The sequence below is a fragment of the Alcanivorax xiamenensis genome (assembly GCF_009846745.1).
GTDB lineage: Bacteria > Pseudomonadota > Gammaproteobacteria > Pseudomonadales > Alcanivoracaceae > Alloalcanivorax > Alloalcanivorax xiamenensis.
The window spans coordinates 37,908-61,507 of the sequence record NZ_AQPF01000023.1 but is presented as its reverse complement, the minus strand read 5'-3'; the positions used below and the strand labels follow the sequence as shown (position 1 = coordinate 61,507).

The window sequence follows — 23,600 nt, the reverse complement described above, 5'->3', positions numbered from 1 at the left end:
CGTTTGGTCGGGACGGGAGGATTCGAACCTCCGACCCCTTGCACCCCATGCAAGTGCGCTACCAGACTGCGCTACGCCCCGAGAGTGGTTGCTTGCTCGGCAGAGAGGGCTCTGCGTCGAAGCGGCGGGAATCATAACGGATTCGTGACGCGGATGGAACCCGAAAAACCGCTGCCCGGCGTTGGTTGGGTGGGATTTGGCCAGCCCCCGCTCAGGCCTTCAGCGCGTCCAGCACTTCCTCCAGCTCCACCCTCATTTGCCGGATCAGCTGATGGTAGCGAGTGGCGCTTTCGGAGTTGGCGTCGCCGGAGAGCTGCTGACGGGCACCGCCAATAGTGAAGCCCTGCTCGTACAGCAAGCTGCGGATCTGACGGATGGTGAGCACGTCCTGGCGCTGGTAATAGCGGCGGTTGCCGCGCCGCTTCACCGGTTTCAGTTGCGGAAACTCCTGCTCCCAGTAACGCAGCACATGCGGCTTCACATCGCACAACTCGCTGACCTCACCGATGGTGAAGTAGCGTTTGCCGGGGATGGCGGGAAGCTCGTCGTTATTACTGGGTTCCAGCATGGTAATCTTCCACACGCTGCTTGAGTTTCTGACCGGGCCGGAAGGTCACCACCCGCCGTGCGGTAATGGGGATTTCCTCACCGGTCTTGGGATTACGACCGGGCCGTTCACTTTTATCACGCAGTTCGAAGTTGCCGAAGCCGGACAGTTTCACCGGGCGATTGTTCTCCAGCGCTTCACGCAACTCCTGGAAAAACATCTCCACCAATTCCTTGGCTTCCCGTTTATTCAGTCCCAATTCTTCGTGCAGTCGCTCCGCCATGCCGGCCTTGGTCAGCGCGCTCATATCTGCCTCGGTTTAGACCCTGAGATTGGCGTTAAATCGTTGTTTTAACTGGGATACTACCGCTTCGACCAGGGCATTGACCTGATCGTCCCTAAGAGTGCTGGAAGCGTCCTGGAAGGTCAAGGTCATGGCCAGGCTTTTGTAACCGCTGTCAATATGTTCGCCCTGGTAGACGTCGAATACCTGCACGTCACGCAGGCGTTCGTCGCAGGTCTCCCGCACCAGTGCCATCATGTCACCGGCCGCCACTTCGCTGGCGACCACGAAGGCCAGGTCCCGTTGTACACGCGGGAATTCCGACACCGGCTGGAACCGTGGCAAATGCCCGGTCACCAGCGGCTCCAGAATCAGTTCGAACAGATAAAGGTCGGTGGGCAGATCCAGTTGACCGGCCAAACGCGGATGAATGCGCCCCAGATAGCCGACGGTCTCGCCCTCCCGCTCCAGCCGCGCGCACTGCCCCGGATGCAACGCCGGGTGCGTGGCGGCGACAAAGCGATAGTCCTCGGCGCCAGACAACGCCAGCAGGGATTCCACATCCCCTTTCAGGTCATAGAAATCCACTGCCCGCGGCTTGTTCTGCCAATGGGCCGGTGCCGCGCTGCCGTAGAGCAGTCCCGCCACCATCGGTTGCTGCGCAAGCTCCCGCTCGCCAGGGACGAAACGCAAACCGGTTTCGAACAGGCGCAGACGATCGATCTGCCGGTTCAGGTTACGCTGGGCAGTGGTCAGCAGGCCCGCCATCAGAGTGGTGCGCATCACGCCCAGATCGGCTGAAATCGGATTCAGCAACGCCAGGGGCTGGTGATCCGGATCCACCTTGGCCAGAATTTCCGGTGCCACGAAACTGTAGGTGATCGCTTCCATGTAACCACGGTCACGCAGCGCATCGGACAGCCGGCGCAGCGGTACCTTGTGTTCGTACTGCGTGTTGCCCGCGGGCGTACCCGCCGGTACCCGGTTGGGCAAACGGTCGTAGCCGTGAATCCGCGCCAGTTCCTCGATCAGGTCCTGCTCGATGGCCATATCGAAACGCCAGCTCGGCGCGGTGATTTGCCAGTGCCCTTCCCCCTGCTCGTTCACTTCCATGCCGAGCCGCCGCAGGATATCGACAATCTCATCGTGCTGTAGAGCACTGCCCAGCAACCGGGTGGCGTGGTCGGCACGCAGTTCGATGGCAGCGGGTGCCGGCAAGGACGCCGTGTCTTCACTACCGCTCACCGGGCCGGGGCGGCCACCGGCGATGTCGAGGATCAAAGCCGTGGCGCGCTCGATGGCGAGGGCTTGCAACGCCGGATCCACGCCGCGTTCGAAGCGGTGGGAAGAGTCCGTGTGGAGGCCGTAGGAGCGGGCCTTGCCAACAACGGCCAGCGGACTGAAGAAAGCGCATTCCAGGAACAGGTCCCGGGTGTCGGCGGATACCGCGCTGGGGCGCCCCCCCATGATACCGGCCAACGCCAGCGGCCCTTGCCCATCGGCGATCACCAGGGTGTCGTCACGCAGGTCCAGGGTTTGTTCGTCCAGGGTTTCCAATTGCTCACCGGCCTGTGCCCGGCGTACACGGATGCCGTCGCTAAGACGGTTAAGATCAAACGCGTGCAGCGGCTGCCCCAGTTCCAGCAGGACGTAGTTGGTCACGTCCACCACCGGATCGATGGAGCGCAGACCGGCCCGGCGCAACCGCTCCACCATCCACAACGGCGTCGTCGCGGCGACGTTGACGTCCCGGATCACCCGGCCCAGGTAGCGGGGACAGGCTTCGGTATCTTCCACGATCACCGGAAAAACGTCGTCGATCCCGGGCGCCACCGACTCGATAACCGGTTCGTTCAGCGGCACCCGGTTAAGCACGCCCACTTCCCGCGCCACGCCGCGCAGACTCAGACAGTCCGCCCGGTTGGGGGTCAGGTCCACCTCGATGATGGTGTCATTGAGCCCGAGATAGTCACGGATATCGGTGCCCACCGGCGCGTCTTCCGGCAATTCCAGCAGGCCATCGATGAGATCTTCCATGCCCAGTTCGGATGCACCGCAAAGCATGCCCTCGGAAGGCTGACCACGCAGCTTGGCTTTCTTGATCTTGAAGTCGCCGGGCAATACCGCGCCGATGCGGGCGAACGGTGCCTTCAGGCCTTCGCGGGCATTGGGCGCGCCGCACACCACCGGAAACACCTCCGTGCCATCGTCCACTTCGCACAAGCGCAGCTTGTCGGCGTCCGGATGCGGCTGGCAGCTTTTGATTCTGCCCACCACCACACCGCTAAAGGCCGGCACCACCGGCTCCACGGCGTCCACTTCCAGACCCGCCATGGTCAATTGGTGCACCAGCGTGTCGGTATCGATGTCGGGATTAGCCCATTCCCGTAACCAGGCTTCGTTGAAACGCATTCTCGGTGTTCCTTAAATTCGGTTCGCGACCACTCGGCCTACGCTGCGGTATCCGGTGGTGGCGCGCTCAGGCGAATTGCGAGAGCACGCGCACATCGTTTTCGAAAAACAGACGCAGATCGTTGACGCCATAGCGCAACATGGCCAGGCGTTCGATCCCCATGCCAAAGGCGAAGCCGGTGTAGCGCTCGGGATCCACGCCGCCGTGCTCCAGCACTTTCGGGTGCACCATGCCGCAGCCCATGATCTCCAACCAGCCGCTGTGAGAGCATACCCGACAGCCTTTACCACCACAGCTCACGCAGCCCACGTCCACTTCGGCGCTGGGCTCGGTGAAGGGGAAGTAGCTGGGGCGGAAGCGCACCGGCAGATCATCCACTTCAAACACGAATTTGAGGAACTCCGCCACCGTGCCCTTGAGGTCGGCGAAGGTAATACCCTCGTCCACCAACAACCCTTCCACCTGGTGGAACATGGGGGTATGGGTCAGATCGGAGTCGCACCGGTAAACACGGCCTGGGGCAATGATCCGGAACGGCGGTTTGCCTGCCTTCATCACCCGTACTTGCACCGGCGAGGTATGGGTACGCAGCAGACGTCCGTCACCGAAGTAAAAGGTGTCGTGCATGGCCCGTGCGGGGTGATGGTCGGGAATATTGAGCGCCTCGAAGTTGTGGTAGTCGTCCTCCACTTCCGGGCCCTCGGCGATGTCGAAACCAAGCCGCAGGAAGAAATCTTCCATGCGCCGGCGCATACGCGTCACCGGATGCAGGGCACCGGGCATTTCGCCACGGCCAGGCAAGGTCACGTCCAGCGCTTCCTCGGCGAGACGGGCGTTGAGTACCTGCTCCTGCAGCAGAGCCTTGCGCTCTTCGATGGCGTCCTGGACCCGCTGCTTACCCTCGTTGATCAGGGCTCCGGCCTTGGGACGTTCTTCCGGTCCCAAACCGCCCAGACTCTTGAGCAGAGCACTGATTTCCCCTTTCTTGCCCAGATAGCGGACCCGCACCTCGTCCAGAGCGCGGGCGTCGCCGGCCTCGGCCACCTGAGCCAACGCTTCGCTGACCAGGGTTTCCAGGTTCTCCATCATAAAGCCATATCCATCAGTGGTTGCTGATTTCCCCCGCCACGCCCCTGGCCCGCGGGTCGATCCCGGCGCGACCCGGCGGCCGCGCAAACAAAAACGGGGGAAGAGCGCGAGCTCTTCCCCCGTCGAGAGTGCCTTGTCGTTACGCTTCTGATTACAAGAGTAACGTCACAGGTGCTCAGGCGGCGAGGCTCGCTTTGGCTTTCTCAGCCAAAGCGCCAAACGCACCCAGATCCCGCACGGCCAGATCGGCCAGCACTTTACGGTCGATGTCGATGGACGCCTTTTTCAGGCCGTCGATCAAGCGGCTGTAGGACAGGCCGTTGACACGGGCGGCGGCGTTGATACGCACGATCCACAGACGACGGAACTGACGCTTGCGAACCTTACGGTCACGGTAAGCGTACTGGCCCGCTTTGGTCACCGCCTGTACCGCTACGCGGAACACACGGCTGCGCGCGCCATAGTAGCCTTTGGCTTGCTTAAGGATTTTCTTGTGCCGGCGACGGGCCTGCACACCACGTTTAACTCGAGCCATTGTTCAGATCTCCAAAAACCAGTTGCGATACTGAGCTGTTGGCTCAGCTATAGGGCATCATGCGTTTAACCAGGGCCACATCACTTTCGTGGACTTCCTGCTTCGGACGCAGCTGACGAATCCGCTTGGAAGACTTCTTCGTCAGAATGTGGTTTTTGAATGCCTGCTTGCGCTTGAAACCGGAGGCGGTTTTCTTGAAACGCTTTGCAGCCCCGCGGTTTGTCTTGATTTTAGGCATGGTTACCTTCTCGTTGCTGAGTGCTTGATTACCTTAAGCAACCCGAATCCGGATCACTTCTTCTTTTTGCCCGGGCCGAGCACCATGATCATCTGGCGCCCTTCCATGTTCGGGCGTTGCTCGACGGAACCGTATTCCGCCAAATCCTCTTCAATCCGTGCCAGCAGCTCACGACCGAGCTCCTGGTGCGCCATTTCCCGACCTCGGAAACGGACAGTGACCTTGGCCTTGTCTCCAGCCTCGAGGAAGCGCTTCAGGTTACGCAGCTTCACCTCGTAGTCGCCGGAATCCGTGCCAGGCCGGAATTTGATTTCCTTGACCTGAGTCTGGCGTTGCTTCTTGCGAGACTCCTTGGCCTTCTGTTTTTGCTCAAACAGATGCTTGCCGTAATCCATCAAACGGCATACGGGCGGTTCCGCACCAGGGGAGATTTCCACCAGATCCAGTTCTTTTTCAGTGGCTTTCTGCAGCGCTTCCGTCAAGGAAACGATGCCAAGCTGCTCACCATTGTCGTCGATCAGCCGTACTTCGCTGGCCTGGATTTGCTGATTGATGTTGGCACGCTGCTCGCGTCCCTTGCCTCCACGCTTAATGTCGCGAACCTCCACTTAGTGAATCGAAATGAGGCGAACCTCGCCCGCTTTGACGGGTAGCGGGGCATTGTATGCCACGCAACGACACCCGGACAACCCCGACGCCGGACATCGAATCTCAAAACGGGAATATTTGGTAGGCACGAGTGGATTCGAACCACCGACCCCCACCATGTCAAGGTGGTGCTCTAACCAACTGAGCTACGTGCCTGCAGAGGGGCGCAATTTTAGGGATACGCGAGCCCCCTGGCAAGCCCTGGCGACGGCTTTCTTGACCGGACCGGGTAATCAGGTCGTTCGCCATCCCGGCCCCGGCCACCTTGCCCCTATACTGGCGGGACATCCTTGATGGGCATTCCCGGCAAATCCGCCCCCACCAAGAAGGTCTGGCCGGGACGATCCACTGCTCGCCAACACCGGAACCCGACACCATGAGCGACCCTGCCTGGATAGATACCATGTTGATCAAGCTGGGACTGGCTCTGCTTCTCGGCCTGCTGGTGGGTATTCAAAGAGGCTGGCGGGATCGCGATCAAGCGCCGGGGCAACGGGTCGCGGGCGTGCGCACCCATGCCCTGGTCGGCCTGCTGGGCGGGGTCTGCGCGGCCCTCTCCGACCACGCCGCGGGTCTGGTTCTGGCGGTGGGCTTCGCCACCGTGGCGCTGGGCGGGGCTTTCGCGTTCGGAATACGCGCCTATCGCGTCAGCGATTACAGCATCACCGGACTGATCGGGTTGCTGCTGACCTTCACCGTGGGAGCCCTGGCCATGCTGCAACCTCCGGAGATCGCCGCCGCCGTGGCGGTGATCACCACCATCGTGCTGGACAACAAGCGGGAGGCGCACGATTTACTGCGCAAACTGCAAGAGCAGGAACTGGATGCCGGTCTCAAGCTGTTGCTGATCTCGGTGGTGGTCCTGCCGCTACTGCCCAATCAGGGCTACGGCCCGGGCGGGATGATCAATCCCTACGAGATCTGGTGGATGGTGGTGTTGATCGCCTCGATCTCTTTTGTCGGCTACTTCGCGGTGCGGGTGGGAGGAACCGAACGCGGCCTGCTGTTCACCAGTGTCTTTGCCGGCCTCAGTTCCTCCACCGCGCTGACCCTGCATTTCGCCCGCCTGTCCCGGAGGTCACCGGTGCTGTCCCCGCTCCTGGCGGCGGGCATCCTGCTGGCCTGCGGCACCATGTTTCCGCGCATCCTGATCTACTGTCTGCTGATCAATCGGCAACTGCTGCCGGCTCTGGCGCCGCCGGTACTGGTAATGGCCGGGCTGCTTTATCTGCCGGCCCTGATCATCTGGTTGCGCCATCGCGCTGAAACCAACGTTGAACAGCCGGCGCTGAAGCAAAACCCGCTGGACCTGAAATCGGCCCTGTTTTTCGGTTTGCTGCTGCTGATCATCATGGCGCTCGGCGCCCTGCTTCAGGAGTGGCTGGGGGATGCCGGTATCTATCTGCTCGCCGCCACGTCCGGCATCACCGACGTCGACGCCATCACCCTGTCCCTGACCCGGTTGTCCCGCCAGGGGCTGACCACCGATACCGCCGTGCTCGCCATTGTGCTGGCGACGGTGGTGAATAATCTGATGAAAACCGGCATGGCCCTGACCATCGGCGACCATGTCCTGGGCCGTTCGGTGCTGGTCCCGATGTCGGTGTCCCTGGGCGCCGGCCTGTTCACCGCCTGGTTGCTATAGAGGACCGACCGGCGACGCTCAGCGGCGGCGGGCGCTCCAGGCGGCCTCGATCTGGCGGGCGCGGGTGATGGAATCCTGCACCAGTGCGCTCTGGTGCTCGGCGAACTCGCGGATGATTTCCAGCGCGGAGCGCACATCACGGCGAAAGATGGTCTCCACCAGCGCCTTGAAGAAGGACAGGCATTCCTTCATCTCGTCGTGGTCCAGGTGCAAGGCCATGAACCAGGTACGCTGCAACGCCGGCTGCAGGTTACCCAGCACCGATTCCACATAGCTATTGCGGGCGAATGGATAGGCTTGCTCCAGGAAACGGAAGCACAGGGTGAAAAAACGCTCGACGTTACGCTCGCCGGCGGCCAGTTGCAGCTCGTGAATCAGTTCGATAAACGGATCCAGGTCTTCCTCGCGCAGGGACTTGATGGCCTTGCGAATCACCAGCCCGAGCAGCACCTGCACCAGTTCGTACAGTCCCTGCACCCCGACTTCCGTCAGTTCCCGCACCACCGCGCCCCGCCGCGGCAGGATTTCAATCAAATGCCGGCGCTCCAGGATCAGCAGCGCCTCGCGCACCGACCCCCGGCTCACTTCCAATTCGCCGGCGACACGCAGCTCCTGGATCCGGTCCCCAGCCAGCATTTCCCCACGGATAATCTGGCCGGCCAGGTGTCCTGCGATCTGCTCGGCAAGGCTTTGGTTGGCTTTAAAAGTCACGATCGTCGCATTGTTTAACAATTTGGAAGCATTGTCGGACTATACAACAGGAGTTCAAGCAACACAGCGCCTGGTTTACGTAACGGTTTGCAATTATCAGCATTCCACCCGGTGACAAGCTCATCCAGGTCTGGTTAGCTCAAGGGCAGGTTCCCGAGCAGACAGGGACACTATAGGAGGACGGGTCCGTGGACACCGTGTCGATGCATCAGGCTCTGATTACTGAATTACCGCTGGTGGATGCCTTGTTCGACCAGTATGCGGGGCGCTTTGGCCGTGACCAGACCGCCTACCGCAACCATGTCTATCGCCTGGTCAACCTGGTGGCACTGCAGCAACCCTTGACGGACGACACCCTGGAGAAACTGCAGGTCGCCGCCTTCTTCCACGACGCCGGCATCTGGTTGGCCGGCACCTTCAATTATCTGCAGCCTTCCGCCCGCCTGGCCTGCCACTATCTTCACGAGACCGGTCGCGGAGCCTGGAGCGCGGAGGTTCAGGACATGATCCTGGATCACCATAAACTCAGTGCCTGCGAACCCGGCAAAACGCCGCTGGTGGAGGCATTCCGCCGCGCCGACTGGATCGATCTGTCCCGGGGACTGCTGCGCTTTACCGTACCGCGCCCGGCTCTGCGCGCGGTGCTGTGCCGTTTCCCCAACGCCGGCTTTCATCGCCGGTTGCTGACGCTGTTCCTGCGCCAGATGGCCACCGAGCCCTGGCGGCCTCTGCCGATGCTGCGGCGATAGGCCGACTTGCAAAGAATCGCGGCTGCTGAGCTACTGCTGTCCCACAATTGTGGAACAGTCTGCTTACACGCAACACGCTGGCACTCCGGTTCGCTGCCAAGGCAGCTTCCCACAGCGGCTCTGTAGCTTCTTCCGTGGGAAGCTGCCTGGCAGCGAATACGGCTCTGCAAGGCTGCTCAAGCGAGCTAAGGCGCGTTGCGGAACAGCAGTAGCTCACGAGCCGCGATTCCCTACCTCCCCCAGGACATTCGGTCCAAGGACACAATGCCCAAGGACACTCTGCCCAGGTTCCGGCACCCACCCTTCTTGCTAGCCTTTAGAGGACTTTTGAACGGGGGCGGCGACGCACCCGATCCTTTGCCCGTTGGGCCGGGGTAGCAACCCCATTGCCGCCGGAAGGAGTACGCTCATGTCTGACGCCCTGGCGCTGGACCTTGCCCGTCTGCAGTTTGCCTTCACCATCTCGTTTCATATTATTTTTCCCGCCATCACCATCGGCCTGGCCAGCTACCTGGCGGTACTCGAAGGGCTTTGGCTGTATCGAAAGAACACCGTCTACCGTGATCTTTACCATTTCTGGAGCAAGATATTCGCCGTCAATTTCGGCATGGGCGTGGTCTCCGGTCTGGTCATGGCTTACCAGTTCGGTACCAATTGGAGCTTCTTTTCCGAGTTCGCCGGCAGCATTACCGGCCCGCTTCTGACCTATGAAGTGCTGACCGCGTTCTTCCTGGAGGCGGGTTTCCTCGGCATCATGCTGTTCGGCTGGAACCGGGTGGGCCCCGGTCTGCATTTCTTTTCCACCGTGGTGGTGGCCATCGGCACTCTGATTTCCACGTTCTGGATCCTGGCTTCCAACAGCTGGATGCAAACGCCCCAGGGGCACGAGATCATCGACGGCGTGGTGGTGCCGGTGAACTGGTTCGAGGTCATCTTCAATCCCTCCTTCCCCTACCGTCTGCTGCACATGAGCGTGGCCGCCTTCCTCGCCACGGCCCTGTTCGTCGGCGCGTCCGCCGCCTGGCACCTGCTGCGTCGGCGCGACAATCCGGCGGTGAAAAAAATGTTCTCCATGGCCATGTGGATGCTGATCGTGGTGGCACCGATCCAGGCGCTGATCGGCGATGCCCATGGATTGAACACGCTGGAACATCAACCGGCCAAGGTGGCCGCCATGGAGGGTCATTGGGGCGGAGACGAACACAACGCCGCGGAAGGGGTACCGATGATTCTATTCGGCTGGCCGGACATGGAAGCGGAAACCACCCGCTTCGCCGTGGAGATTCCGCGACTGGCCAGCCTCATCCTGACACACAGCTGGGACGGCACCATCGCCGGCTTGAAGGATTTTCCCGCGGAGGACCGCCCCAACGTGCCGCTGGTGTTCTGGTCGTTCCGGGTAATGGTCGGCCTCGGGTTGCTGATGATCGCGCTTGGGGGCTACGCCCTGTGGCAGCGCTGGCGCGGGCGCCTCCATGACCACCCCTGGCTGCTGCGCTTCGCGCTGGTAATGGGCCCCGCCGGTCTGATCGCCATTCTGGCCGGGTGGTATACCACCGAAGTGGGCCGCCAGCCCTGGGTAGTGTACGGGTTGCTCCGCACCGCCGACGCGGTATCGCCCCATCCACCAGGGCAACTGGCGCTGTCCTTGTCGCTGTTCGTGGTGGTCTATCTGTTCGTGTTCGGCGCCGGTATCGCCTACGTGCTGCGATTGGTGCGCAAGGGGCCGGTGATCAGCGAAGGAGAACGGGAAGCCCATGGCGGCCCCGGTCAATATCGCCAGCCGATGCGCCCGCTGTCCGCCGTGGAGGACGACGAGGACGATGCCGGGCATCCCCAACCACACACCAGGAGCTGAACCATGGGTATCGATCTTCCTTTGCTATGGGCGCTGATCATCGGCTTCGGGGTGATGATGTATGTGATCATGGACGGCTTCGATCTTGGTATCGGCATCCTCTATCCGTTCCTGCCGGACAAACACGACCGCGACGTCGCCATGAACACGGTGGCACCAGTCTGGGACGGTAACGAGACCTGGCTGGTACTGGGCGGAGCGGGTCTGTTCGCCGCCTTTCCGATGGTCTATTCGGTGGTCCTCACCGCGCTCTACCTGCCGTTGATTTTCATGCTGCTGGGGCTGATTTTCCGGGGCATCGCCTTTGAGTTCCGCTTCAAGGCCCGGGAGAGCGAGCGGCCGGTCTGGGACAAGGCGTTCATCGGCGGCTCGCTGACCGCCACTTTCTTTCAGGGAGTGGTACTGGGTGCCTTCATCAACGGGCTGCCGGTGGAAAACGGGGTCCATACCGGCGGCGCCTTCGACTGGTTCGCGCCCTTCCCGTTGTTCACCGGGGTGGGTCTGGTATTCGCCTATGCCCTGCTGGGCAGCACCTGGCTGATCATGAAAACAGAGGGCCGGCTACAGAGCCGCATGCGCCGTCTGACTCATCCGCTGACCTGGGTGATGCTGGCCCTGATCGCCATCATCAGCGTGTGGACACCGATCGCGCACCCGCACATCGCCGAACGCTGGTTCAGCTTCCCAAACGTGTTCTGGTTCTCGCCAATCCCGTTGCTGGTGGTGTTATGCGCCACGCTCATGCTCAAAGGGCTGAAACAGGGCGCGCAGGTTTCGCCGTTCCTCTACACCCTGGTATTGATCTTTCTCGGCTACAGCGGCCTGGCGGTCAGTGGCTGGCCCCACATCCTGCCACCGGACGTGACGCTGTGGGAAGCGGCCGCGCCACCACAAAGCCTCGGTTTCACTCTGGTGGGTGCGCTGTTCATTATCCCCTTCATCCTGATGTACACAGCCCTGGCTTACTACGTGTTCCGTGGCAAAGTCCGGCCTGAGGACGGGTACCACTGATGACAACCCGACAGCTGGAACACTCTCAAACAGCCAAAGCCACCCCGCCACCCTCCTGGGGCAAACGGTTGGGATGGATGGCACTGATCTGGAGCGCCAGTGTGCTGGCACTCGGTTCCGCCGCCGGTCTGATGCGTTTATTCATGAATGCGCTGGGACTGCATGGCGGCTGACATTGATCAGGGTTTATCCACCGGCGAGTTACTCACAGAATCTGTGGATAACACTGTGCACAGACTGTCATCAACTGTCGCCAGGCCCCATTTACCCTGACATTTCGACAGAATGACGAAAAAGTATCCATAAAATTAAATTCTTTTAAAATCAACAACTTAAATATCGAACCAAGAAAAAACAACGACTTGCGCTCGGCAGCTTCAGCGCATTGTGAAACTTTCGTTACCTTGTGCAAAACCGTAACGCCGAGCGCACTGATATAGCGCCGCAAGCGGGCCCCGGCAGGGGGCAAGAAAGAGAGAACAGCCGGGGCGTTGGAGACATGAATGGGTGCCGTATTGGCGAGCGAGCTCGCTTCCCGCAGAGGGGCCACGAAGCCGCTGTGGGAAGCTGGCTTGCCAGCGAATGCGTGTTAGCGTGCCGGCACGTTGCGCCGCAAGCGGGCCAAAGGCTTAGTCGTACTGGAAGGTGATACCAAGGCGGTGACCGACTTCTTCATAGGCCTCCACCACATTGCCCAACCCCTGACGGAAGCGGTCCTTGTCCATTTTCTCGCGAGTGTCCTTGTCCCACAGGCGGCAACCGTCCGGGGAAAACTCGTCGCCCAGCACCACCTCACCGTGGAACAGACCAAACTCCAGCTTGTAGTCCACCAGCAGCATGTTGGCGTCCAGGAACAGCTGCTTGAGCACATCGTTCACCTTGAAGGTCAGTTCCTTCATTTTTTCCAGGTGCTCGGGTTCGGCCCAGCCGAAGCTGCGAACGTGATATTCGTTGATCATCGGATCACCGAGGGCGTCGTCCTTGAGAAACAGCTCGAAGGTGGGGGGATTCAGTTCCTTGCCCTCCTCCACGCCCAGGCGGCGGACGATGGAACCGGCGGCGATGTTACGCACCACGCATTCCAGCGGGATCATGTCCAGTTTCTTCACCACGCATTCGTTGTTGGACAGCAGCTTCTCGAAGTGTGTGGGAATACCGGCGGCCTGGAGTTTTTCCATGATGGCGGCGTTGAACTGGTTGTTCACCGCGCCTTTACGATCCAGCGCCTCTTTCTTCTTGCCGTCAAAAGCAGAGGTGTCGTTGCGAAACACGATCACCAGCTTGTCGGCGTCGTCGGTGGTGTATACGGACTTGGCCTTGCCGGCGTAGAGTTCGTCACGTTTTTCCATGGGGTACCTGCTTTGACCTCGTGATCCTGCGCTAGGAAACATCCAGCCAGTCAAACCCGTCGGTCTGGCTGGCCACCTGAATTCTCTCCCGGCCCTGCTCCATCACCTGGTGAATTTCCCATAGAGCATGATCGGGAGTGTTATTTTGCTCGCTCAAGTGCGACAACACGAGATGCTGCAAGCGATCCACGTTGCACTGGGCCAGCAGTGCCGCCGCCTGCTGATTGCTCAAGTGTCCCAGTTGCCCCCCGACCCGGCGTTTCAGCGAGGGCGGATAAGGGCCATTGGCGAGCAGTTCCGGCTCATGGTTGCATTCCAGCACCAGCGCGTCGCATTCCGCATAGGCCTGCAGCACGTGAGGGGTTACCGAGCCCAGATCGGTGAGCACGCCCACCTCCCGCTGTCGCCAGGAGAACCGGTACTGGCACGGTTCACGGGCATCATGTGGCACGGTCACCGGCATCACCGCCAGGGCGCCGATCTGGAAGGATCGCCCGGGCCGTACTTCGTGCCAGTCACAGCGATGGAGATCCGCTGCCTTGCCGGCCACCGCCCGGGCGGTGCCAAAAGTGCTGTATACCGGGATCCGGTGGCGACGGGCCAAAGCGCCCACGCCACGAATGTGGTCGCCATGCTCGTGAGTGACCAGAATGGCGCCGAGATCGTCACCGCCCAGACCTCGCTCGGCCAGGCGGCGCTCGGCTTCCTTGGCACTGAAACCGCAATCCACCAGCACCAGGCAATCGCCGGCCCACACCAGGGTGCCGTTGCCTTTGCTGCCACTGCCCAGGGAAGCCAGGCGCACCACGGCCTTCCGTCGGCGCCCTAGCGCCGGGCGCCCGGGCCGATGCGCTGCAACTCGCCGTACAGACCCTCCAACACCGCCAGACTTGCGGCTTTATCCGCCAGCGCGGTGCCTTCGGCGTTCATCAGAGCCACCTGGATACCATTGGTGGTATGGCTGAGCTTGAGCTGCGCCTCCGCCGGCTGCAACTGGTAACGTTCCGGCACGGTGAGAAAGAACACGCCCTGGTCACGGTTACGGTCGGTGACGCGCAGGTCGGTCTGCGTCAGCGCCTGCCCCACGCTTTCCCAGGCTTCCGCGTAACGGTCCGGCATCATGATGATCGGATAGCCGGTGCCGTCCTTCGCCAGCACCGCCTTGGCACCGGCCCGGGACGCCGGCACCGGCGCCTGGTCTTCCGCATCCGGCACCGCACCGACCAGATCCGGCGGTTTCGGCGCCTGGAAACTCCTCTCGCCATCTTCGGCGGTCAGCCGCTGATCCGCGTCCGGCACTTCATAAAGCGGGGATTGGCCGATGAACACCCAGCCATCCGGAACCGTCATCGGCTCCACCACCTCGGCTTCGCGATACTTCAGACTTTGGTTAGGAATCAAACCACAACCGGCCACCATACCCGTGGTGGCCAGCGCTACAACAGTAAGCCAACGCTGCATCATGCCTCCAGGAGCCCGCTACGACGCAGCGTTTCACGCAAACGCGGCTGAGCGGCCTCCGACAATGGAACCAGGGGCAACCGGATTCCCCGGTCGATCATCCCCATCTCGTAAAGCGCCCATTTCACCGGAATCGGGTTCGCTTCGATAAACAGATCACGATTCAGGGGCTCGAGTTCCGCGTTCAGTGCACGAGCGCCATCGGCATCACCGCTCAGCGCCGCGTCACAGAGCCGCGCCATCTTCGCCGGCGCCACATTGGCGGTGACGGAAATATTGCCATCGCCGCCGGCCAGCATCAGTTCGCAAGCCGTGGCGTCGTCCCCGGAATAAACCATGAAATCCGGACCGCAGCGTTCACGGATCTCCCGTGCCCGCTCCAGATTACCGGTGGCTTCCTTGATGCCGACAATATTGGGCACCCGGGACAGGCGCTCCACCGTCTCCGGCAACAGATCACAGGAGGTGCGCCCGGGGACGTTGTACAGGATCTGGGGAATATCCACCGCCCGCGCCACGGCCAGGAAGTGCTGATACAGGCCTTCCTGGGGGGGCTTGTTGTAGTACGGGGTCACCAGAAGGCAGGCATCGGCGCCGTCACGTTTGGCGTCACGGGTCAGGCGAATGGCTTCCTCGGTATTGTTGGCCCCGGTACCGGCAATCACCGGAATCCGTTTATTGGCCACGGCCACCACCTCACGAATCACACTGTCGTGCTCCTCGAAACCGAGGGTAGCGGATTCACCAGTGGTGCCCACCGCCACGATGGCGTGGGTGCCCTGCTCGACGTGCCAGTCGACCAGGTTGCGCAACCGCTCCCAGTCCACTGAGCCGTCTTCCCGCATCGGGGTGACCAGCGCCACAATACTGCCGCGAATCATGCCGTCATCTCCTGCCCTGGCCCGTTGAGGGCCGGTTCGTCATTCAGAGCCTGTTCCTAGCGCACAGACGATCGGGAACCGTGGTTCCCCAAACCGCGTATGGTACCCCTCCGCGCTTGGCCTGAACAATATCAATTCGCCGGAAAAGGCATCGGCACGGGGCATTCACGGAACATTCCCGGAGCATCGAAGCGAGGTTTCGGTCCCCGACCAGTAGCGTTAAGCTACTGCCTTCCCGCTTGCCGACGCCCCACCGACGTTAGCAAGTTTTTACGCTTGCGAGGATCCCATCATGGCCACTGAGTCACTGATCGTCATTTCCGCCCTTGGCTCCGACCGGCCGGGCATCGTCCATGCCCTGTCCAAAACCGTGCTGGAGTACGGCGGCAATATTCTGGACTCGCGCATGACCCTGCTGGGCGGCGAGTTCGCCGTGCTGATGCTGGTGGCGGCGGAAGAGGACGCCCTGGCGCGCCTGGAACAGGACCGCACCACCCTGGAAAACAAACTGGACCTGGCACTGACGCTGAAGCGGACCCGCACCAGCGGCGCGGAACAGCAGGCGTTGCCCTACGAGGTCGAGGTGGTGGCCATGGACCACCCGGGCATCGTCCACGAAATCGCCGAATTTTTCTCCGGACGCGGCATCAACATCGCCGACCTGACCACCGGCACCTATGCCGCGCCCCATACCGGCACCGCCATGTTTCGCCTGCATCTGGCACTGAGCATCCCCACCGAACATTCGGTGGCGCGCCTGCGCGAGGCCTTCCTGGATTTCTGCGAAGGCCGCAACCTGGACGCCACCATGACCCCGAAACGATAAGAACCTGTTTACGATCGAAGAGGACACCCCATGACCGTAGAACTGGACAAGCCGGTCCCCGACTTTTCCGCTCCGGCCACCAGCGACACCACCTTCACCCTTGGCGACTGGAAAGGCAAAACACTGGTGCTGTATTTCTACCCGAAAGACAGTACCCCCGGTTGCACCACCGAGGGCCAGAACTTCCGCGATCAGTACGCCGCTTTCCAGAAGGCCGGCTGTGAAGTGTTCGGCATCTCCAAGGATTCCCTGCGCCGCCATGAGAACTTCAAGGCCAAGCAGGCGTTTCCGTTCGAGCTGATCAGCGACGAGGACGAAACCGTCTGCCGGTTGTTCGATGTGATCAAACTGAAGAAGATGTACGGCAAGGAATTCGAAGGCATCGAGCGCAGCACCTTCCTGATCGATGCCGAGGGCGTACTGCGCAAGGAATGGCGCAAGGTCAAGGTGAAGAACCATGTGGACGAGGTGCTGGCAGCGGCCCAAGCGCTTTAGCTCATGAAGACATCGCGGTCCGTGGAGCACTCCTCGGACCGCTGGTGTCCCGCAATTCGCTGGCGCGCTTACACGCACCCCCCGGCACGCCAAACCCGAGGCCCGCTTGCCGGCCTTGGGCACATGAATCCAGAGCAATCCCGTCATGCCGGACTTGATCCGGCATCTCCTTTTTTGTAGGGCGCATGACTTCGTAGAAAGGAGATCCCGGGTCAGGCCCGGGATAACCGCGTATCTTCAAAGCGTGTAAGCGTGCCAGCGTGTTGCATGTAAGCGGGTCACCCCCAAACCATAGGACACCAGTGCTCCACGGACCCGCGATTGCGCCCCTTCATTCCGCGGCCGGTAATTCCTGTGGCTTTTCCTTCTCCTCGCGCGGCCAGGCGTTGAGCACCGCTTTCAGCAAAGTGGCCAGAGGAATGGCGAAGAACACGCCCCACAGCCCCCAGATCCCGCCGAAGAACAGAATCGCGACGATGATTGCCACCGGATGCAGATTCACGGCTTCGGAAAACAGTAATGGCACCAATATATTGCCGTCCAGGAACTGAATGACCCCGTATATCACCATCACCAGGGCAAAGTCCCCGCTCCAGCCGAACTGGGCATAGCCCACCGCCGCCACCGGCAAGGTCACCAGGGTCGCGCCCACATAGGGGACGATGACCGACAAACCCACCATTACCGCCAGCAGCAGCGCGTAATTAAGATCCAGCAGCAGGAAGGCAACGAAACTGGTCCCCCCCACCACCAGAATTTCGATGGCCTTGCCGCGCACGTAATTGGCGATCTGGCCGTCCATCTCCCGCCATACCCGGCCCAGCACGTTGCGGCGGGAAGGCAGCAGACCGAGCAACCAGGACACCAGCGCCCGCCGATCCTTGAGGAAAAAGAACACCAGCAGCGGCACCAACACCAGAAACACCAGGATCTCCAGCAGATTGGGAATCGATGACAATGACAAGGACAGCACCGCCTGCCCGAACTGGGCCAGTTCCCGCTGGGCCGAGTTGACCAGAATGTTCACTTGTTCGATGGACACCATTTCCGGGTATTGCTCGGGCAATGCCCTCAGCCATTGCTCGCTGTTCTTGAGCACATGGGGCAGTTGATCCCGCACCAGCATGACCGTTTGCTGCCAGACCATCGGCAACAGCACCACCAGGGTCGCCACCAGACCACCAAGAAACAGCAGGAACACCAACGTCACCGACAACAAGGAGGGCAAACCGCGCCGCTCCAGGGCACTGACCAATCCCTGCATCAGATAGGCCAGCACCAGCGCCGCCAGCACCGGCGCCAGGATATTGCCAAACAGCAGGATAATCGCCAGCCCCCCGACCAGGGCCACCAGCAGATAGACCGCCTCCTCATCGGCGAACCAGCGTTCCATCCAGCCCTTGAACACTTTGAACATCGAGTGCCTTCCTTAATCAAATCGGGTATCGGATTATTAGAGGGTTGCGTGTAACTTACACAATTTCTACGCGCCGTCGTCGGCGGTCCCACAGCGTATCAAAAACTCGTACTCGCCCGCCGTTTCGCCATCGCGAACCAGATCATGCGGTGACTGTCGAAGATAGGCGGGGATGTCCCTTGCCGAACCGGCATCGGAGGCCAGCACCCGCAACATCCGCCCCGGTGTCAGATGTCGCAGGGCCTGGCGGGTTTTCAGTAACGGCAAGGGGCATTGAAGCCCTCTGGCGTCCAGGGTCTGATGAACCATCATCGGATCCTCGGAATTGTGTCGGGTGCCATCCATCAAGGGGTGCCATCCTTATATCGGGAGTGACTTTGTGATCCGTGCCATGCACGCTCTGATACTCTGTCTGGTGGTGGTGCTCGCCGCGCCACCCGGCCGCGCCCAGGATCTGCCCGATCTCGGTGACCCGGCGGCGGCGCTGCTGTCCACGGACCAGGAGTACCGGCTGGGCCGCAGTTGGCTGCGAGGTCTGCGCGGCAAGACACCGATCATGACCGATCCGCTGGTACAAGACTATGTGGAGAACCTGGTTTATCGATTGGCCTCATTCAGCGATCTGCATGAACCCAATCTCTCCATCGTGGTGATCAACAGCCAGGCCATCAACGCTTTCGCGGTACCCGGCGGCGTCATCGGCCTCAACGCCGGCCTGTTCCTCAACGCCGGCTCCATGGATGAGGTGGCCAGCGTGGTGGCGCACGAAATCGCCCACGTCAGTCAACGTCATTTTACCCGCCGCTATGTGGATTCCCAGCGCACCAACATCGCCATGCTGGCGGCGATGCTGGCCAGCATCGCCTTGGCCGTGGCGGGTGACGCGCAAGCCGGCATGGCCGGTATGGCCGCCACTCAGGCAGGCGTGATTCAGTCCCAACTGGCCTACTCCCGCCACCACGAGCGCGAGGCGGACCGGGTCGGCATGCAAACCCTGGTCTCGGCGGGTCTGGACCCGAACGCCATGCCCCGTTTTTTCGAACGGCTGGTGGAACAACAGCAATTCGCCGGCGATCCACCGGAGTTCCTGCTCACTCACCCGGTCACCGAAAGCCGGGTGGCGGACAGCCGCGCCCGCGCCCGCAATCTACCCCACCCGAAGCAGGAAACCTCCCTGGCCTTTGAGCTGGTCCGCGCCCGTATTCAGGCGTCCTTCTTCGACGATTACCAACGCGCCGAAGCTTATTTCCAGAAGCGACTGAAGAATGGTGACGCCAAACAGCAGGAAGCGGCCCGCTACGGCCTCGCCATGTCGGCCCTGTACGATAAAAAGTATGATTTGGCCCGGCGCCAATTGGAACAACTGCGCCAGCAGGACCGGACCGAACTGTGGTACCCGCTGGGCCTGGCGGAAGTGGCGCTGGCGGAAGGCGACTATCGCCGTGCCATCGAGATGGCCCAATGGGTGCAGAAGATCAACCCGGAGGGCTACCCCAGCTCGGTACTGCTGGCACGGGCCTACCTGTATTCCAGGCAACCGGAAAAAGCGGTACCGGTGCTGGAACCGTTGTTACGACAGCGTCCGGACGATCCCACACTGTGGTCCATGGCGGCGGACGCCTGGGGCAACAGCGGGGAACTGGCGCGCGCCCATCGGGGCCGGGCCGAATACGCCTTCCTGCGTGGCCGGGACCGCGAGGCCAAACAACAAATGCAGTTCGCCCTCAAGGAAGCCAGCGGACAGTTCGCCCTGCGCAGTGCCTTGAATGCGCGTCTCAAGGAAATGGAGCGGCTTTCCGAAGAGGAATTTTGACGGCGGTCCGGGATACCACCCCGGAACCGCCACCCATTCGATCAGCGTTTCAGGTTCTTGCCGAAATCCAGCATCCGGTCCAGGGGCACCATGGCACGCCGGGCCAGGTCCGGATCGACAAAGATTTCCTGCCCGCAACCGTTTTCGTCCTGCAGCACCGCCAGAGTATTTTCCAGGCCATTCATCGCCATCCACGGGCAATGGGCGCAACTGCGGCAAGTGGCGCCACTGCCGGCGGTGGGCGCTTCGATGAAGGTCTTCTCCGGCGCCAGTTGCTGCATCTTGTAGAAGATGCCCTTGTCGGTGGCGACGATGAAGGTGTCGTTGGGCATCTCGGTGGCCGCCTTGATCAGCTGCGAGGTGGAACCCACCACATCGGCGATGGCCACCACCGAGGCCGGCGATTCCGGGTGCACCAGCACGGCGGCGCCGGGATGGGCGGCTTTCAGGTCTTCCACACCGCGCGCCTTGAACTCCTCATGGACGATACAGGCGCCGTCCCAACAGAGCACATCGGCACCGGTCTTGTCACGCACATAGGCGCCCAGGTGCTGATCCGGCGCCCATAGAATCTTCTCGCCGCGCTGGTCCAGATACTCGATCAATTCCACCGCGATGGACGACGTCACCACCCAGTCCGCCCGGGCTTTCACCGCCGCCGAGGTATTGGCGTAAACCACCACGGTACGGTCCGGATGCTGTTCGCGGAAGGCGGCGAACTCATCCTCCGGACAACCGATATCCAGAGAGCAGGTAGCTTCCAGGGTGGGCATGAACACCCGCTTTTCCGGGCTGAGAATCTTCGCTGTCTCACCCATGAACCGCACGCCGGCCACGATCAGGGTGCTGGCTGGATGCTCCTTGCCGAAGCGGGCCATCTCCAGGGAATCCGCCACGCAGCCGCCGCTTTCCTCGGCCAGCGCCTGGATCTCCGGATCGGTGTAATAGTGCGCCACCATCACCGCGTCGCGGGCCTGTAACTTCTCTTTAATCCGCTCGCGGTAGAATTCCCGCTGTTCCCGGGTCATCTCCTGCTCGCCATCGGCATGGGCCAGATGGGAGCGGACCAGTTCTTTCGCCTGAGCACTCATATCGCATCGCCGCCCCGTGTGAGGATCGGAAAGCCGACAATCGGTCCGGATCGGACCCTCGTCGCTGTCCCGGTGACGATCAAGGATGTTGGTGCCACCGGGGGGCGAATCATACCACAGCCAAAGAAGGGGTCACGGCGGGTGCCGTCAAGAGTATGGTGTAAAACGCCAGGCGCCCCGGATTTGCTGCCTCCCAGGCTCACAATAATGCATTTTATGCATATAAAAACAGAGCCGGAAACCGCGTTCCATGGTTCCCCGAGACCGGACTACAAAGCCATGCGCAGCGACAGCGTCACATTGCGCGGTTCTCCCCACCAGGCCTGATCGTAGAAACCCACATTGGTGTAATAGGTCTTGTCGAAGGCGTTGTTCAACCGCACCGTGGCGCTCAACTCCGGCGTGATCTGATAACGAGCCATGACATTGACCAGAGCGTAACTGCCCTGCTCCACCTTGGTTCGTCCCACCACCGGCACACGACTCGAGGTATAGCGGGAAAAGCCGCTTTGCCAGTCCACGCCAGCCCCCAACGTCAAACGGCGCTCCACCGGCGGCTGATAACGGGTGAACAGCTTGAACAGACTGCGCGGCTGGGTGCGGTTGAGTGTCTGCCCGTCGGCGTCCTTGGCGGTGAAATGGGTATAACTGGTGGAAACATGCCAGTGTGGCGTCAGTTCGCCGGTCAGTTCCAGATCGACCCCCTCCACGGTGGCTCCGGAAGTGGCTCGATAAGCCGGCTGGTCCGGCTGCCCCGGCAGCGAGACTCCCGGGATCTCCTCGGCCAGGTTGTCCTGCTCGGTACGGAACACCGACACCGCACCGGTCAACCGCCCACCGGCCCAGCCGGCCTTGAGCCCCAGTTCCTGGCTGTTGCCGTGAATCGGGTCGAGCAGGTCACCTTGCGGATCGCGATTGTTTTGCGGCTGGAAGATCTGGGTGTAGCTGGCGTATGCCGAGTAGACATCATTAAGGTCGTAGATCAAACCGGCATAGGGCGTGATTTCATCGCTGACCCGATAATCCGTGGGTGTGCCGAAATAAACCTGATCGATTTCCCACTGGCTGATACGAGCCCCCAGAATGGCGTGCAGAGGATCGGCCAATGACAACCTGGTGACCACATAGCCCCCATTCTGACGAATCACACTGTCATCGACGTTGGAATAATCCCCCCAGACTGGTCGTGGCACCCGACTGTCACGCCAGTCAAAGAAGCTGCCCACATCCGGACTGGCCACCGGATAAGCCGCTCGCATCACATAATCGTCCTTGACCCGCATCCAGCCCAGCGACACCTCATGAATGCGCCCGAACCACTCCACCGGCCCGGTGGCGGTCAGGTGCATCTGATAATACTGGCGATCACCACGGTAATTGAGGAACGAGCCGGTCATGCCTTCGCCGGTATCCGGGTCGGGGTAACCGCCACGAAACAGATATTCCATGTCGTAATCGCCATCGTTGTAGCTGAACGCGCCGCGCAGTTGCCAGCCGTTACCAAGGGCGTGGGTCAGGTCCATGAAACCGGTGGTGGAGGTGGTGCCAAATTGGGACCAGTCGGTGGTATTGACCACGGACCGGGGAAAATCGGTGCGGGAGCCATCGCTATAAAACATGGGAAACCCCGCCCCCATGCCGTTACTATGGTTATCCTGGTACTCCACGCCCGCCACCAGCAGCGTGCTGGGTGACAGCTCCGCACTGATCACGCCATACAGGGTACGGCGGTCATCGTCGAATACCCGCATGTAGCTTTCGCTGTCGTCACGCACCGCCACCACCCGGGAGGACACACGACCGTCCTCGGTAAGCGGCATGGTCAGGTCCAGTTCCGCCCGGCGCGCGTCCCAGGACCCCGTCGACACCGCGCCACTAGCGGCGAACTCCCTCCCCGGACGCTTGCGCACAAAATTCACCAGCGCGGACGGCTCACCAGCGCCGGACATCAGACCGGTGGCGCCGCGGATCACCTCAACGCGGTCGTAAATAGCCGCATCCAGGTCAGTGGCCCCAAAGTTCCAGAAATTGGAAATCGGGGTCAGCAGACCGTCGAACTGGAATTGCCGAATGGAGAACCCCCGGGAAGAAAACGCGTAGCGGTTGCTGTCGCTCCGGATCATTGAGACACCCGGCGCCTGCTCAAGCACTTCGCGGGTGCTGACCAGCCCCTGGTCCTCGATCTGTTCCCGGGTAACGATGCTCACGGATTGCGGCGTCTCCCGCGGCGACAGCAACAGTCCGGTGGCGCTGACGGTGGCGCCCAGGGTGTAACCGCCGCGCTGTTCACTGCTGTTCTCCAGAGAAAGATCGCCGGCGGAGACCTTGACCGGCGCCAATGCCCGTGGTTCTTCTTCCTGAGATTGTGCGTAAACCGGTGCGGATACCACGCCGCCGGCCGTGACCATGGCCAGACCGAAGCACCAGCGTCCCCTCATACCGTCGAATCGACGCCCCATGAACCGTTCTCCTTCCTACAAAGCAACCAACATGAAATGAGAATTGTTCTTCATTGAGGCTGATCGCGGGTATGCGCAATG

At 61.4% G+C, this 23,600-nt stretch carries 24 protein-coding genes and 2 tRNA genes; 8 read left to right on the top strand and 18 right to left on the bottom strand.

Annotated elements, in window-relative coordinates; genetic code table 11:
• Positions 1 to 4 precede the first annotated feature (4 nt).
• The 9 genes from A6D6_RS13840 to A6D6_RS13800 form a co-directional block, all read right to left on the bottom strand.
• Positions 5 to 81 (bottom strand) — tRNA-Pro (locus tag A6D6_RS13840).
• 130 nt (positions 82 to 211) lie between these two features.
• Entirely contained in the window at positions 212 to 568 is a 357-nt protein-coding gene (locus tag A6D6_RS13835) for a MerR family transcriptional regulator (protein WP_014995526.1), read from the bottom strand.
• On the bottom strand, positions 552 to 854 hold the full coding sequence (gene ihfA / locus A6D6_RS13830; RefSeq protein ID WP_014995527.1) for an integration host factor subunit alpha: 303 nt from the start codon (positions 852 to 854) through the stop codon (positions 552 to 554). Before ihfA ends, A6D6_RS13835 begins: the two co-directional genes overlap by 17 nt.
• Before the next feature lie 12 nt (positions 855 to 866).
• Positions 867 to 3,242, bottom strand: a complete 2,376-nt coding sequence (pheT, locus tag A6D6_RS13825; RefSeq protein ID WP_159661055.1) for a phenylalanine--tRNA ligase subunit beta — start codon at positions 3,240 to 3,242, stop codon at positions 867 to 869.
• 67 nt (positions 3,243 to 3,309) lie between these two features.
• A complete protein-coding gene (pheS, locus tag A6D6_RS13820; protein WP_133493280.1) occupies positions 3,310 to 4,329 on the bottom strand; it encodes a phenylalanine--tRNA ligase subunit alpha in 1,020 nt (339 codons plus the stop codon).
• 178 nt (positions 4,330 to 4,507) lie between these two features.
• Positions 4,508 to 4,867, bottom strand: a complete 360-nt coding sequence (rplT, locus tag A6D6_RS13815; RefSeq protein WP_022996118.1) for a 50S ribosomal protein L20 — start codon at positions 4,865 to 4,867, stop codon at positions 4,508 to 4,510.
• A gap of 43 nt (positions 4,868 to 4,910) precedes the next feature.
• A complete protein-coding gene (rpmI, locus tag A6D6_RS13810; protein WP_014995531.1) occupies positions 4,911 to 5,105 on the bottom strand; it encodes a 50S ribosomal protein L35 in 195 nt (64 codons plus the stop codon).
• A gap of 53 nt (positions 5,106 to 5,158) precedes the next feature.
• A complete protein-coding gene (gene infC, locus A6D6_RS13805; protein ID WP_133493246.1) occupies positions 5,159 to 5,713 on the bottom strand; it encodes a translation initiation factor IF-3 in 555 nt (184 codons plus the stop codon).
• 119 nt (positions 5,714 to 5,832) lie between these two features.
• Positions 5,833 to 5,909, bottom strand: a tRNA-Val gene (locus tag A6D6_RS13800).
• A 220-nt stretch (positions 5,910 to 6,129) separates the two neighbouring features.
• On the opposite strand from A6D6_RS13800, the gene A6D6_RS13795 reads away from it, so the two are divergent.
• Positions 6,130 to 7,398: an MgtC/SapB family protein gene (locus A6D6_RS13795; RefSeq protein ID WP_159661054.1), complete on the top strand. Its 1,269-nt coding sequence runs from the start codon at positions 6,130 to 6,132 to the stop codon at positions 7,396 to 7,398.
• An 18-nt stretch (positions 7,399 to 7,416) separates the two neighbouring features.
• On the opposite strand, the gene A6D6_RS13790 is transcribed toward A6D6_RS13795, so the two are convergent.
• Positions 7,417 to 8,109 (bottom strand): GntR family transcriptional regulator, encoded by a 693-nt coding sequence (locus tag A6D6_RS13790; protein WP_133493248.1) that lies wholly within the window; start codon positions 8,107 to 8,109, stop codon positions 7,417 to 7,419.
• A gap of 188 nt (positions 8,110 to 8,297) precedes the next feature.
• Here A6D6_RS13790 and A6D6_RS13785 point away from each other — a divergent pair, with 188 nt between their 5' ends.
• From A6D6_RS13785 to A6D6_RS13770, 4 genes are all read left to right on the top strand, one after another.
• Positions 8,298 to 8,858 (top strand): hypothetical protein, encoded by a 561-nt coding sequence (locus A6D6_RS13785; RefSeq protein ID WP_133493249.1) that lies wholly within the window; start codon positions 8,298 to 8,300, stop codon positions 8,856 to 8,858.
• Positions 8,859 to 9,267: 409 nt separating this feature from the next.
• Positions 9,268 to 10,716, top strand: coding sequence for a cytochrome ubiquinol oxidase subunit I (locus A6D6_RS13780; protein ID WP_159661053.1), 1,449 nt, complete (start codon positions 9,268 to 9,270; stop codon positions 10,714 to 10,716).
• 3 nt (positions 10,717 to 10,719) lie between these two features.
• A complete protein-coding gene (gene cydB, locus A6D6_RS13775; protein WP_159661052.1) occupies positions 10,720 to 11,727 on the top strand; it encodes a cytochrome d ubiquinol oxidase subunit II in 1,008 nt (335 codons plus the stop codon).
• Positions 11,727 to 11,900: a DUF2474 domain-containing protein gene (locus A6D6_RS13770; RefSeq protein WP_133493252.1), complete on the top strand. Its 174-nt coding sequence runs from the start codon at positions 11,727 to 11,729 to the stop codon at positions 11,898 to 11,900. Before cydB ends, A6D6_RS13770 begins: the two co-directional genes overlap by 1 nt.
• 456 nt (positions 11,901 to 12,356) lie before the next feature.
• Here A6D6_RS13770 and purC read toward each other — a convergent pair whose 3' ends face one another.
• Genes purC through dapA form a run of 4 tightly spaced genes read right to left on the bottom strand, consistent with a single transcriptional unit; the run spans position 12,357 to position 15,418 of the window.
• The gene (gene purC / locus A6D6_RS13765; RefSeq protein ID WP_133493253.1) at positions 12,357 to 13,076 is read right to left on the bottom strand and encodes a phosphoribosylaminoimidazolesuccinocarboxamide synthase; all 720 of its coding nucleotides are present in this window, start codon (positions 13,074 to 13,076) and stop codon (positions 12,357 to 12,359) included.
• A 31-nt stretch (positions 13,077 to 13,107) separates the two neighbouring features.
• On the bottom strand, positions 13,108 to 13,881 hold the full coding sequence (locus A6D6_RS13760; RefSeq protein ID WP_133493254.1) for an MBL fold metallo-hydrolase: 774 nt from the start codon (positions 13,879 to 13,881) through the stop codon (positions 13,108 to 13,110).
• A gap of 20 nt (positions 13,882 to 13,901) precedes the next feature.
• A complete protein-coding gene (bamC, locus tag A6D6_RS13755) occupies positions 13,902 to 14,537 on the bottom strand; it encodes an NlpB/DapX family lipoprotein (RefSeq protein ID WP_133493255.1) in 636 nt (211 codons plus the stop codon).
• Positions 14,537 to 15,418 carry a 4-hydroxy-tetrahydrodipicolinate synthase gene (gene dapA, locus A6D6_RS13750; RefSeq protein ID WP_133493256.1) on the bottom strand — a complete coding sequence of 294 codons (882 nt, stop codon included), beginning with the start codon at positions 15,416 to 15,418 and terminating at the stop codon, positions 14,537 to 14,539. The genes bamC and dapA overlap by 1 nt, the downstream gene beginning before the upstream one ends.
• Positions 15,419 to 15,710: 292 nt before the next feature.
• Here dapA and A6D6_RS13745 point away from each other — a divergent pair, with 292 nt between their 5' ends.
• Entirely contained in the window at positions 15,711 to 16,244 is a 534-nt protein-coding gene (locus tag A6D6_RS13745; RefSeq protein ID WP_133493257.1) for a glycine cleavage system transcriptional repressor, read from the top strand.
• Positions 16,245 to 16,274: 30 nt separating this feature from the next.
• The gene (locus A6D6_RS13740) at positions 16,275 to 16,739 is read left to right on the top strand and encodes a peroxiredoxin (RefSeq protein WP_133493258.1); all 465 of its coding nucleotides are present in this window, start codon (positions 16,275 to 16,277) and stop codon (positions 16,737 to 16,739) included.
• A 331-nt stretch (positions 16,740 to 17,070) separates the two neighbouring features.
• Here the strand turns inward: A6D6_RS13740 and A6D6_RS13735 are convergent, their stop codons facing one another.
• Positions 17,071 to 18,156, bottom strand: coding sequence for an AI-2E family transporter (locus A6D6_RS13735; protein ID WP_133493259.1), 1,086 nt, complete (start codon positions 18,154 to 18,156; stop codon positions 17,071 to 17,073).
• A gap of 66 nt (positions 18,157 to 18,222) precedes the next feature.
• A complete protein-coding gene (locus A6D6_RS13730; protein WP_201303793.1) occupies positions 18,223 to 18,501 on the bottom strand; it encodes a sulfurtransferase TusA family protein in 279 nt (92 codons plus the stop codon).
• A 34-nt stretch (positions 18,502 to 18,535) separates the two neighbouring features.
• Here A6D6_RS13730 and A6D6_RS13725 point away from each other — a divergent pair, with 34 nt between their 5' ends.
• Entirely contained in the window at positions 18,536 to 19,969 is a 1,434-nt protein-coding gene (locus A6D6_RS13725; protein WP_159661051.1) for a M48 family metalloprotease, read from the top strand.
• A 41-nt stretch (positions 19,970 to 20,010) separates the two neighbouring features.
• Here the strand turns inward: A6D6_RS13725 and nadA are convergent, their stop codons facing one another.
• Together nadA and fauA are read right to left on the bottom strand one after the other, a co-directional pair.
• A complete protein-coding gene (gene nadA, locus A6D6_RS13720; RefSeq protein WP_133493261.1) occupies positions 20,011 to 21,060 on the bottom strand; it encodes a quinolinate synthase NadA in 1,050 nt (349 codons plus the stop codon).
• 269 nt (positions 21,061 to 21,329) lie between these two features.
• Positions 21,330 to 23,519 carry a TonB-dependent alcaligin siderophore receptor FauA gene (fauA, locus tag A6D6_RS13715; RefSeq protein WP_236564105.1) on the bottom strand — a complete coding sequence of 730 codons (2,190 nt, stop codon included), beginning with the start codon at positions 23,517 to 23,519 and terminating at the stop codon, positions 21,330 to 21,332.
• Positions 23,520 to 23,600 lie beyond the last annotated feature (81 nt).

What these genes read in the sequence shown, in the direction of transcription:
- A6D6_RS13835 (WP_014995526.1), bottom strand. Translation starts at nt 568, where the DNA reads ATGCTGGAACCCAGTAATAACGACGAGCTTCCCGCCATCCCCGGCAAA.
- ihfA (WP_014995527.1), bottom strand. Translation starts at nt 854, where the DNA reads ATGAGCGCGCTGACCAAGGCCGGCATGGCGGAGCGACTGCACGAAGAA.
- pheT (WP_159661055.1), bottom strand. Translation starts at nt 3,242, where the DNA reads ATGCGTTTCAACGAAGCCTGGTTACGGGAATGGGCTAATCCCGACATC.
- pheS (WP_133493280.1), bottom strand. Translation starts at nt 4,329, where the DNA reads ATGGAGAACCTGGAAACCCTGGTCAGCGAAGCGTTGGCTCAGGTGGCC.
- rplT (WP_022996118.1), bottom strand. Translation starts at nt 4,867, where the DNA reads ATGGCTCGAGTTAAACGTGGTGTGCAGGCCCGTCGCCGGCACAAGAAA.
- rpmI (WP_014995531.1), bottom strand. Translation starts at nt 5,105, where the DNA reads ATGCCTAAAATCAAGACAAACCGCGGGGCTGCAAAGCGTTTCAAGAAA.
- A6D6_RS13795 (WP_159661054.1), top strand. Translation starts at nt 6,130, where the DNA reads ATGAGCGACCCTGCCTGGATAGATACCATGTTGATCAAGCTGGGACTG.
- A6D6_RS13780 (WP_159661053.1), top strand. Translation starts at nt 9,268, where the DNA reads ATGTCTGACGCCCTGGCGCTGGACCTTGCCCGTCTGCAGTTTGCCTTC.
- cydB (WP_159661052.1), top strand. Translation starts at nt 10,720, where the DNA reads ATGGGTATCGATCTTCCTTTGCTATGGGCGCTGATCATCGGCTTCGGG.
- A6D6_RS13770 (WP_133493252.1), top strand. Translation starts at nt 11,727, where the DNA reads ATGACAACCCGACAGCTGGAACACTCTCAAACAGCCAAAGCCACCCCG.
- purC (WP_133493253.1), bottom strand. Translation starts at nt 13,076, where the DNA reads ATGGAAAAACGTGACGAACTCTACGCCGGCAAGGCCAAGTCCGTATAC.
- bamC (WP_133493255.1), bottom strand. Translation starts at nt 14,537, where the DNA reads ATGCAGCGTTGGCTTACTGTTGTAGCGCTGGCCACCACGGGTATGGTG.
- dapA (WP_133493256.1), bottom strand. Translation starts at nt 15,418, where the DNA reads ATGATTCGCGGCAGTATTGTGGCGCTGGTCACCCCGATGCGGGAAGAC.
- A6D6_RS13745 (WP_133493257.1), top strand. Translation starts at nt 15,711, where the DNA reads ATGGCCACTGAGTCACTGATCGTCATTTCCGCCCTTGGCTCCGACCGG.
- A6D6_RS13740 (WP_133493258.1), top strand. Translation starts at nt 16,275, where the DNA reads ATGACCGTAGAACTGGACAAGCCGGTCCCCGACTTTTCCGCTCCGGCC.
- A6D6_RS13735 (WP_133493259.1), bottom strand. Translation starts at nt 18,156, where the DNA reads ATGTTCAAAGTGTTCAAGGGCTGGATGGAACGCTGGTTCGCCGATGAG.
- A6D6_RS13730 (WP_201303793.1), bottom strand. Translation starts at nt 18,501, where the DNA reads ATGGATGGCACCCGACACAATTCCGAGGATCCGATGATGGTTCATCAG.
- nadA (WP_133493261.1), bottom strand. Translation starts at nt 21,060, where the DNA reads ATGAGTGCTCAGGCGAAAGAACTGGTCCGCTCCCATCTGGCCCATGCC.
- fauA (WP_236564105.1), bottom strand. Translation starts at nt 23,519, where the DNA reads ATGGGGCGTCGATTCGACGGTATGAGGGGACGCTGGTGCTTCGGTCTG.